The following is a 9,412-nucleotide window of genomic DNA, read 5'->3' as shown; positions in this document are numbered from 1 at the left end:
CTGGAACAACTGACAACCACACAGCACGACCCTGACCGCTGGCCGGCACCCTGACACGGGTGCCGGCCAGCGGCGTATCCCGATCACTTCGGCCGACAACCGCCAAGCGGTTGCCGGCCACCGGCGCATTTCGGCCGACACGCCAAGCGGTTGCCGGCCACCGGCGCACTTCGGCCGGCACCTCAACCGAATGTCGGCCAGCGGCACATTGTGACCACACCGGCCGGTCGACCCAGCTGAGTGCAGGCCGTTGCCGTCTGCCTGCCGGGAAACCATGCGGCACGAACGGCGAGCACCCCAGCGGGCACCGGATCTTGGACAGTTGCCGTCGGCTGCGAACGGAAACTGTCCAAGATCCACCACAGGCGCGGCATCGGGGAGCCGCCCCACCGCGGCCGACTGACATGCGGCGGCGGGGGAGCGGCTGGCGAAGCTCTCCGGTGGCATTGCGTTCATCAAGGTGGGCGTCACCCCAACATCAGTGGCCGTGCCGGGCCGGGGTGGTGCGCCGCCGGCAGCGAAGGCCCCGACGCGCATCAGTGGCCGGGCCGCCGGCCGGTCAGTGGTGGTGCCTTCGGCCCAGGGCGATGTCGACCACCGCGGCGATCAGGGCCAACGCGATGATCACGGTGGCCACGACCAGGGAGTACTCGAACGCGGTCGTCCAGTTGCCGTGACTGCTCGCGAGCCTGGAGAAGAAGACCGAGCCGACGGCGGCGATGCCGGCGGCGGCGCCGATCCGCTGGCCGGTCTGGAGCATGCCCGCCCCGCTGCCCGCCTGCCCGACGGGCACCTGGGAGAGGGTGAGCGTCTGGTTCGGCGCGATCACCAGGCCGCTGCCGAGCCCGGCGAGCAGCAGGGGCCCGGCGGCCACCCAGGGCGCGGGCGCGTCCGGGAACTGCCGCAGGGCCAGCGCCGTACCGGCGAGGCCGATGACCACCGCGAGCAGTCCGGCGGCGACCAGCGGACGGCCCAGCCGGTTGATGAACCGACCACCGATCGCCGAGGACGCGGCCGAACCGAGCGCGAACGGCGTGATGGCCAGGCCGGCGATGAGCGGGCTGTATCCGTGCCCGTTCTGCAGGAACAGCGTGAAGATGAAGAAGATCGCGGTGAACCCGCCGAAGTAGATCAGCGCGATAAGCGAGCCCAGGGCGTACGACCGGAACCCGAAAAGCCGCAGGTCGAAGAGGGGCTGGTGCTGCCGGGCGTACCGGCGCTCCCAGAGGGCGAAGGCCAGCAGCACCAGCAGACCGGCCGGGATCAGCACCCACTTCCACGGGGTGTGCCACTGCTCCTGCTGCACCAGCGGCAGCAGCACCAGCACCACGCCGAGGCCGAGCAGCAGCACGCCGACCGGGTCGAGCCGGTGTCGATCCGCCTGCTCCTTCTGCTTGCCGGGGAGCAGTCGCCAGCCGAGGATCACCGCGATGATGCCGACCGGCACGTTGACGAAGAAGACGTACCGCCAGCCGTGTTCCTCACCGCCGAGCGCGATCAGCAGCCCGCCGAGCAGCGGGCCGACCGCGGTGGAGATGCCGATGGTGGCGCCGAGCAGCGCGAACGGGCGGGCCCGCTCCGGCCCGCGGAACAGCTGCTGGATGACGCCGGTGACCTGCGGATTGACGATGCCCGCGGCGGCGCCCTGCAGCAGCCGCGCGGCCACCAGCCAGGTGGGGGAGGGGGCGAGACCGGCCAGCGCGCTGGTCACGGTGAAGAGCGCGATGCCGAAGACGAACGCGTTGCGCCGGCCGCGGGCGTCGCCGAAGCGGCCGGCCGGCACCAGGGCGAGACCGAAGGTCAGCGCGTAACCGGAGAGGACCCACTGCAGATCGCTGGGGGAGGCGTGCAGCGCCCGGTCCAGGGCCGGCACGGCCACGTTGACGATGCTGACGTCCAGCAGCGTCATGAACGCGGCGACCAGCCCGACCCCGAGGGCCTGCCAGCGCCGCCGGTTCTCGGCCGGGTCGATGTCGGCCTGCTGCGGGGTGTCCGCCGCGCTCATCGCGCCCCCCGTTGACCGTCGATCATGCATTCCTGACCGCTACCCCGGTCACCGGGGGGCGAATCGTCGCGGGTGGTCCCGCGGGTCACGCCATCTGGCGCGCGCAGAATCGGGGCCCGAAGTCGAGCCCGGCCATCGGCGAATCCTCCCGGTGCAGCAGGTTCTTCTCCGTGAGCAGGTGCAGTGGCGCGTGTACCTGTTCAGTGGTGAGACCGGACTCTTCGGCGATCAGGTCGGGGTAGGGCACCTGACCGCGGGCCTCGAGCGTCGTGACCGCCTGGTAGACCCGTTGCTCGACGTCCGACAGTTGCTCCTGCTGCATGGTTCCCTCCTCTGCCTGTCCGCCCTGAGCAGGCGGTTGCGCTGCGCCGGTTACCCCCTGCGTCACCGAAGATGCCCACCCGATCGGGCGGTGGCGACCGCTGCCCGGAGCGCGCCGCCGGGCCCGGTGGACCGCCGGTGCCCTAGGCTGCACCCGTGATCGTCTGGGATCTCGCCGTGGTGGGCGGCGGCCCCGCCGGGCTCTCCGCCGCGTACGCCGCCGCCCGCGCGGGCGTACGCACGCTGGTCGTCGAGCGGGCCGCTCACCCGCGTTACAAGACCTGCGGGGGCGGGCTGATCGGCACGTCGCTGGCCGAGGTGCACGATCGGATCGAGGTACCGGCGCACGACCGGGTCGACCGGGTCACGTTCACCTGGGACGGGCGACGCGGGTTCACCCGCCGGCACTCCGAGCCGCTGGTGACCATGGTCCGCCGGGAGGAGTTCGACGATCGGCTGCGCGCCGCCGCGGTCGCCGCCGGGGTCGAGGTCCGCGAGCAGGCCACCGTGCGTGCCATCGAGCAGGATGCGGACGGCGTACGCCTGCGGCTGGCCGACGGTACGACCGTGCGGGCTCGTACGGTGATCGGGGCGGACGGCTCCTCCGGGGTGACCGCCCGGCACGTGGGTGTCCAGTACCGGCAGGTCGACCTGGGCCTGGAGCTGGAGTTGGAGGTGCCGCCGGAGCAGCAGGAGCTGTGGCGGGGCCGGCTGCTACTGGACTGGGGTCCGCTGCCCGGGTCGTACGCCTGGGTGTTTCCGAAGGGTGACCGGCTCACCGTGGGCGTGATCGCCGCCCGGGGTTCGGGGGAGCGCACCCGGGAGTACCTGCGCCGGTTCGTCGACCGGCTCGGCCTGGCCGACGCGCCGGCCGCGCACGACTCGGGTCACCTCACCCGTTGCCGGGCCGACGATTCGCCGCTGCGCCGCGGCCGGGTGCTGGTCGCCGGCGACGCCGCCGGTCTGCTCGAGCCGTGGAGCCGGGAGGGGATCAGCTTCGCCCTGCGTTCGGGCGCCTTGGCCGGCGCGGCGGTCGCCGACGGCGACCTGGCCGGCTATGAGCGGGCGGTCGCCGCGCGGTTGCTGCCGTCGATGCGGGCCGGTTACCGGCTGCTGGATCTCTTCGAGCGTCGACCGGAGCTCTTCCACGCGCTGGTGGCGACCCCGCCGGGCTGGCGGATGTTCGTGCGCTTCTGCCAGGGGAGCGTGAGCTTCGACGAGACGCTGTCCCGGGCCCCGGTGCGGGCGGCCCTGACACTGCTCACTCGGCTTCCGTCGTCCCGCCGGCGCAGCTCGGCGGCCGAACTGCCGGCCTGACCACCGAGCTGTGGCCCGCGACCTGCCGACCTGACGGACCGACCTGACCGGCCGTGTTGTCGGCCGTCACCTGCCGACCCCGACCGCGGGCTGTCGCCTGAGCTGACAGCTCGGTGGTGATCGCCTGCCCCGACCGCCGCGGGCGAGCCCCCCGATGGATTCTCACTGTTCCACCCAGGATCCTAGGATGCCTTACGCGCGGTGACGTGGGTCGCCGGGCCACAGGGGATCCACCACGGGAAGCTCTCCCACACAAGGGATGGCGACGGCCCGCCTCGGCGGCAGACAATGAGTTCGTCGAAGGGGGCCGCAGATGACTGATGCGCACTCCGCACCGCCGTTCACCGACGACGACTACGCCTTCCTGCGGCACGTCCGGTTCGGTGAGCTGCCCGCCGCGGTCCGCCCGGAGGAGCGGATCGCGTTGACCGAGACCGACCCGGGCCGGGGTCGGCCGGCCGACGACGACCCGGCGCGCTGGGACCTGCGGCACGGCGCCTGACCAGACGACCCTGTCCCGCGCACTGACACGGACGGGCCGCGGGCGTCACCGCCCGCGGCCCGTCCGATCCGGATCGGTCAGAAGACCGGCACGCCCTCGCGCACCAGCTTCCAGTTCGGCTGGAAGAAGTCGGCCGGGTCGATCGTCCCCTTCGCCTGCGCCCAGTCGATCAGCAGCTGGCGGATCTCCTGCTGCTCGTTGTAGACCTGGGTCTTGACGATGCCGGGGAAGTTCCCGCCGCCGCTACGCCGGTAGTTGTTCACCGCGATCACGAACTGCGCGTCGTCCGCCACCGGGGTCTGCGTGCCGGCCAGCACCAGTCGGGTGATCCGCTGGCCCACCGGCTTGGAGATGTCGATGTCGTAGTCCAGGCCGGAGATCACGTCGTAGTTGTAGTCCGGCACCGCGGAGTCGCTGATCTGCTCCAGGTCGACCGGTGCGCCGGGAGCGAGGGTCCGGAAGTACTTCGCCGAGTACTCCAGGTACGCGCGCACCTCGGCGCCGTTGAGCACCACGGCCTCGAGGGTGTTGTCGAAGACGTAGAGCCCCGCCACGTCGCGGATCTTCACGTCACCGGCCGGGAAGACCGCGGTGCGGCTGAACGGCGAGGCCTGCGACAGCACCGGCAGGCCGGCGTACTGCGTGCCGGCGAGCGCCTTGCTGACCGTCTCGGCCTGGACGTGGTTGATGAAGTCCAGGATCGGGGTGTCCTTGTACCGCGACTCCACGGCGGACATCTCCACGCTGGCCTGAGCCACCACCTGGTTGACGTACGCGATGGTCTTCTCGTGCTGCGCCCGCACGGCGGCGAGGACCTTCGGGTCCTCCACCACGGTGTTGGTGTTCAGCATGGTGGCGGACTTCTTGGTGATCGCCCACCGGCCGTGCTTGCGGGCGAGCGTGAAGTCCATCCGGGTGAGGCGCTGACCCCACTTGGACGGCTCGGAGAGCAGCACCTGCTCGCCGGTGCGCTCGTTGGTCACGAACTTCTCGACGACCTCGTTGTGGGCGTGACCGAAGAGGATCGCGTCGATGCCCGGCACCTGCTGCGCGATCAGCGCCACCGGGTTCTCGTTCGGCAGCTCCGGGCCGTAGCTGGAGGTGCCGCTGTCGCCGCCGTGCGCCGAGATCAGCACGATGTCCGCGCCCCGGGCGCGCATGATCGGCACCCACTTCGCCGCGGTGGCGATCATGTCGTCGAAGCGGAGCTTGCCCTCGACGTTGCCCTTGTCCCAGATGGCCACACCGGGGTTGGTCAGGCCGAGGATGCCGACCCGCAGGGTCGGCGCGGCGAAGCCGAGGGAGACCTTCTTGATGACGTACGGCAGGAACGCCGGCTTGCCGGTCTTCGCGTTGATCGCGTTCGCGGCCAGGGCCGGGAAGCCGAGCTGACGGATCCACAGGTCCAGCAGCGGCAGGCCGTAGTTGAACTCGTGGTTGCCCAGCGTCACGGCGTCGTAGTCGATGACGTTCATGGCCCGGGCCATCGGGTGCTTCGCGCCGGTCGCGGTGATCGGCTCCTGCTTGGCGTAGTAGGTCGCCAGCGGAGTGCCCTGGATGGTGTCGCCGGCGTCGAGCACCAGCGTGGCCTTGCCGCGCCGCTCAGCACGGATCTGGTTGACCAGGGTGGCCAGCTTCGCGACGCCGACGTCGTTCTGCTTGCTGTCGTCGTACTCGGCGTCGCGGTAGTAGTCCCAGTTGTAGACGTTGCCGTGGGTGTCCGACGTACCCAGGAGGGTGAGATCCCAGGTGCGCGTGTGGGCCGCGCCGGCCGCCTCGGCGGGCGCCGCGACGATCAGCGGGGCCGTCGCCGCGGCGGCCGCGGCGGCGAGGACCTGGCGTCGCGACGGACCGGAGGAAGAGGTCATGACGTGCCTTTCCATGGGGGTGGACGCGCTCGTGGGCGCCGAGCGCACCATAACGACCGGCTGTCACTCCTGCCACAGCGGCCCGCGGTGTTCCACACCACCAGCGCCGCGCCCGGCCGGGATGTGAAACCGGCCGTCGTTTCCGCCGGGCGGGCCGGGGTAGGGCCAACGGGGACCGGATCCGGCAGGCACCCGAGGAGACGTCGGTGAGTGAGGACCAATACGCCCAGCAGGACCCGACCAGCCAGTACGGCCAGCAGTCGGGGCAACCGAAGCAGCAGCAGACGGCGCCGGGCGCGACCGCGCGGATGCGCCCCAAGCCGGACCACGGCGAGGAGTCGTACCGGGGCAGCGCCCGGCTCTCCGGCAAGCGAGCGTTGATCACAGGCGGTGACTCCGGCATCGGGCGGGCCGTCGCGATCGCCTTCGCCCGGGAGGGTGCCGACGTGCTCATTTCCTACCTCGGCGAGGAGGAGGACGCCGACGCCCGGGACACGGTCCGGCTGATCGAGGAGGCCGGCCGTCGCGGCGTCGCGGTCCGTGGCGACATCACCGACGAGCGGCACTGCCAGGAGTTGGTCGAACGGGCGGTCGCCGACCTCGGCGGCCTGGACATCCTGGTGAACAACGCGGCCTACCAGATGTCGCAGGAGAAGGGCATCGCCGGGATCAGCACCGAACAGTTCGACCGGGTGATGAAGACCAACCTGTACGCGATGTTCTGGCTGTGCAAGGCGGCCGTTCCGCACCTGCCGGACGGTTCGGTGATCATCAACACCTCGTCCATCCAGGCGTTCGAGCCGTCCCCGCAGCTGTTGGACTACGCGACCACCAAGGCCGGCATCGCGAACTTCACCAAGGCCCTCGCCGCCGACCTGGCCGAGCAGGGCATCCGGGTCAACTCCGTCGCGCCGGGCGCGGTGTGGACACCGCTGATCCCGGCGACCATGCCGAAGGAGGCGGTGGAGTCGTTCGGTGCGAACTCCCCGATCGGCCGGCCCGGGCAGCCGGCCGAACTGGCCCCCGCGTACGTCTTCTTCGCCTCCCAGGAGTCGAGTTTCGTGACCGGGGAGGTGCTCGGCGTGACCGGTGGTCGGCCGATCACCTGAACGCCTCGCCAGACCCGCCCGTCCGATCCCGGGCCGTTCCCACCGTCGTCCGTCGTCCGTCGTCCGTCGTCCGCCAGGCCGGGTGGGCGGCCCGGGTGGGCGGGGACGGCCGCGGCCCGGGACTGCGTCAGCGGGGCCTGGCGGGTGCGGCGGGCGTGGACCTGTGTCAACGGGGCCCGAGGCGAGGCGGGCGCGGACCTGCGTCAGCGGGGCCAAGCGGTGAGGCGGGCGCGGACCTGGGCGACCGCGGCCGCGTCCAGGCCGTAGCGGGCGAACCGTTGGGCCGGTACCCGGTCCAGGTAGCGGCCGGCCGCCCGAACGTCCTCCGGGTCGAGCGCCGGGTCGACCTGCCGGGCCAGCTCCAGCAGTTCCGCCACGTCGTAGTGCTCAAGGGCGGCCGCGACGTCGATGTAGTCGCGCACCTCGCGCCGGTTGACCAGTGCCGCGATCTTGTTGGCGACCAGGTCGCGGACGTCCATCACCGGACCGAGGTCCATCACCACCGGGCTGCGGTGCCGGTCGAGGCGGGCCAGACTAAGCCGGATCTGCCGCCCGTCCCGGCTCACCACAAAGTCCTTCATGTCCCGCTCGTACCCCTCGAACAGGTCGGCGAGGTCGCCGTCCGGGTCGGCATCGGCGACCTCGAACCCGGCCCGCTCCAGCGCCGTACGCACCCCAGTGGCGGCGGCGGCCGCCGCCCCCTCCACGTCGGCGAAGAGGTCCACGTCCTCGGTCGGGCGGGCCACCAACCCGTGCGCGGCCCAGGCCACCCCACCGCCCAGCACGAACCGGTGCGGACCGGCCGCGGAGAGCGCCACCCGGGCCACCTCGCGGTAGAACTCGTGCAGGTGCGCGGTCGTCACGCGGTACGCAGCGGGTGGTGGCGGCTCTCCCACGCCTGCCGTACGCCGCGGGGAAGGTTGAGCAGCCGCCACACCCGGCGCAGCGTCCGCCCGTTGATCAGCGAGCGGAGGTCCTCGGCGCGGGTGGTCTCGCGCAGCACGTTCTCGTAGAGCCAGAGCAGCTGGTCGGGGTCGCCCAGGTCGAACGTGCGCTCCGCGTTCCACATCAGCCGTACCGGCAGCTCCACGATCCCGCGGGTGGGGCCGGCCAACTCGACGAGCGTCCGGGTAACCACGGCAGGGCGGCCCGGGCGGGCCAGGAAGGCCACGCCGGACACGGTGGGGGAGACGCCCTGCATGGTGTCAGGGTAACCCCACCTTCGGTTTGTGGGGTATTGCCACCGCACGCCGTCCGCGACCGGCCCGTCCAGCCTCGCCCGGCCAGGACTGGAGAGCCGGCCGCCGTTCCGGCGGGTCAACGCCGTTTCCCCGACCTGCCAGCGCCGCCGTCCCGCCCGGTCTCCCCGGATCCTGCCCCGACGCCGGCGGGCCCTGCCCCGGTCCCGGCCGTCCGGCTCCGGCCCCGGCCCCGATCCCGGCCCCGGCGCCGAGGTCCTGCTCAAATGGTCTCGTGGTCAGTGATGTCGGGGTGTCCGGTTCGCTCTTCACCCCGACATCAGCGATCCCGAGCCGATCACTCGGTCGTCGGCGGCTGGCGTCATGGCCTGCAACCTTGGGTGCCTCAGTAGGCCGTTCGCCGTCGGCCGCCGGTCCGCCGGCTGTCGGTTGGCGGGGTCGATAAGGCCCTTGCGCCGGGTTGTGTGATCCAGGGGCCGCGTCCGCTCGTGTGTGTGGGGTGATTGTCCGGTTCATGCAGTACCCGACCGGGCTGCTGTCGTCCGGACGGCATGGGGGCGAGTGTCCGGTTGCGGGTGGGCAAGCCGCGGCGTTCGGTTCCTCGGCCGGGCGCGTGGGCGGTTTGAGGTGTGACCGGGGGCATCCCGGGCCCGGAATGATGGGCGGCCGGGCGTCGTTGAATATCCCCGACGGCCGAGGTGGCAGCCCCGCCCGCTGGCCGGTTCATCCGGTCGCCGCCGGTGGCTGGCCCGCCGGAATGATGGCGGGCCGCCAGTCGTTACACATGGTCCCGGCCGACGAGCCGACCCCGGAATGATGGCCGCCCCCGGGCCGTCACATCTGAACCCGGCGACGCGCCGGCCCGGGGAATGATGGCGGGCCGCCGGTCGTTACACCTGGACCCGGCACCCCGAGGCCCCCCCGCCCCGCACGTCGGACCCCCTGGTCGATGAGCCCCGGAATGTGTGGCCCGGCCTGAAGACTTTCCCCCTTGTCTTGTTGAGCGCCTTGTCGAGGTGCTGCACACCCGCGTGTGTCCGCTGACCCCCGTCGGTGGTGTGGGTGTCTACCCCCGAATTGGAGCTTCCCTG

The 9,412-nt window shown here is 71.9% G+C and carries 8 protein-coding genes; 3 read left to right on the top strand and 5 right to left on the bottom strand.

Annotated features, from left to right (window positions below):
- Nucleotides 1-559 precede the first annotated feature (559 nt).
- Together AB0C04_RS32030 and AB0C04_RS32025 are read right to left on the bottom strand one after the other, a co-directional pair.
- Nucleotides 560-2,005, bottom strand: coding sequence for an MFS transporter (locus tag AB0C04_RS32030; protein WP_357062189.1), 1,446 nt, complete (start codon nucleotides 2,003-2,005; stop codon nucleotides 560-562).
- 85 nt (nucleotides 2,006-2,090) lie between these two features.
- Nucleotides 2,091-2,327, bottom strand: coding sequence for a hypothetical protein (locus AB0C04_RS32025; RefSeq protein ID WP_357062186.1), 237 nt, complete (start codon nucleotides 2,325-2,327; stop codon nucleotides 2,091-2,093).
- 155 nt (nucleotides 2,328-2,482) lie between these two features.
- Here AB0C04_RS32025 and AB0C04_RS32020 point away from each other — a divergent pair, with 155 nt between their 5' ends.
- Both AB0C04_RS32020 and AB0C04_RS32015 read left to right on the top strand, forming a co-directional pair.
- Nucleotides 2,483-3,643, top strand: a complete 1,161-nt coding sequence (locus tag AB0C04_RS32020) for a geranylgeranyl reductase family protein (RefSeq protein ID WP_357062183.1) — start codon at nucleotides 2,483-2,485, stop codon at nucleotides 3,641-3,643.
- Nucleotides 3,644-3,956: 313 nt separating this feature from the next.
- Nucleotides 3,957-4,145 carry a hypothetical protein gene (locus AB0C04_RS32015; protein ID WP_357062181.1) on the top strand — a complete coding sequence of 63 codons (189 nt, stop codon included), beginning with the start codon at nucleotides 3,957-3,959 and terminating at the stop codon, nucleotides 4,143-4,145.
- Nucleotides 4,146-4,222: 77 nt separating this feature from the next.
- On the opposite strand, the gene AB0C04_RS32010 is transcribed toward AB0C04_RS32015, so the two are convergent.
- On the bottom strand, nucleotides 4,223-6,013 hold the full coding sequence (locus AB0C04_RS32010) for a 5'-nucleotidase C-terminal domain-containing protein (RefSeq protein ID WP_357062178.1): 1,791 nt from the start codon (nucleotides 6,011-6,013) through the stop codon (nucleotides 4,223-4,225).
- A gap of 206 nt (nucleotides 6,014-6,219) precedes the next feature.
- Between AB0C04_RS32010 and AB0C04_RS32005 the strand changes: the two genes are divergently transcribed.
- Nucleotides 6,220-7,122, top strand: a complete 903-nt coding sequence (locus AB0C04_RS32005) for a glucose 1-dehydrogenase (protein ID WP_357062176.1) — start codon at nucleotides 6,220-6,222, stop codon at nucleotides 7,120-7,122.
- Between the two features lie 203 nt (nucleotides 7,123-7,325).
- Here the strand turns inward: AB0C04_RS32005 and AB0C04_RS32000 are convergent, their stop codons facing one another.
- Together AB0C04_RS32000 and AB0C04_RS31995 are read right to left on the bottom strand one after the other, a co-directional pair.
- Complete coding sequence (locus AB0C04_RS32000; RefSeq protein ID WP_357062174.1) at nucleotides 7,326-7,985, bottom strand: nucleotidyl transferase AbiEii/AbiGii toxin family protein; 660 nt, start codon at nucleotides 7,983-7,985, stop codon at nucleotides 7,326-7,328.
- Complete coding sequence (locus AB0C04_RS31995; RefSeq protein WP_357062171.1) at nucleotides 7,982-8,323, bottom strand: hypothetical protein; 342 nt, start codon at nucleotides 8,321-8,323, stop codon at nucleotides 7,982-7,984. Before AB0C04_RS31995 ends, AB0C04_RS32000 begins: the two co-directional genes overlap by 4 nt.
- Nucleotides 8,324-9,412 lie beyond the last annotated feature (1,089 nt).

The sequence above is a fragment of the Micromonospora sp. NPDC048909 genome (assembly GCF_040649635.1).
Lineage (GTDB): Bacteria > Actinomycetota > Actinomycetes > Mycobacteriales > Micromonosporaceae > Micromonospora.
This window is presented reverse-complemented; position numbering and strand designations above follow the sequence as displayed.

Bases quoted from the DNA above. Each gene is read 5' to 3' on its own strand.
- AB0C04_RS31995 (WP_357062171.1), bottom strand. From the start codon at position 8,323: ATGCAGGGCGTCTCCCCCACCGTGTCCGGCGTGGCCTTCCTGGCCCGC.
- AB0C04_RS32010 (WP_357062178.1), bottom strand. From the start codon at position 6,013: ATGACCTCTTCCTCCGGTCCGTCGCGACGCCAGGTCCTCGCCGCCGCG.
- AB0C04_RS32025 (WP_357062186.1), bottom strand. From the start codon at position 2,327: ATGCAGCAGGAGCAACTGTCGGACGTCGAGCAACGGGTCTACCAGGCG.
- AB0C04_RS32015 (WP_357062181.1), top strand. From the start codon at position 3,957: ATGACTGATGCGCACTCCGCACCGCCGTTCACCGACGACGACTACGCC.
- AB0C04_RS32030 (WP_357062189.1), bottom strand. From the start codon at position 2,005: ATGAGCGCGGCGGACACCCCGCAGCAGGCCGACATCGACCCGGCCGAG.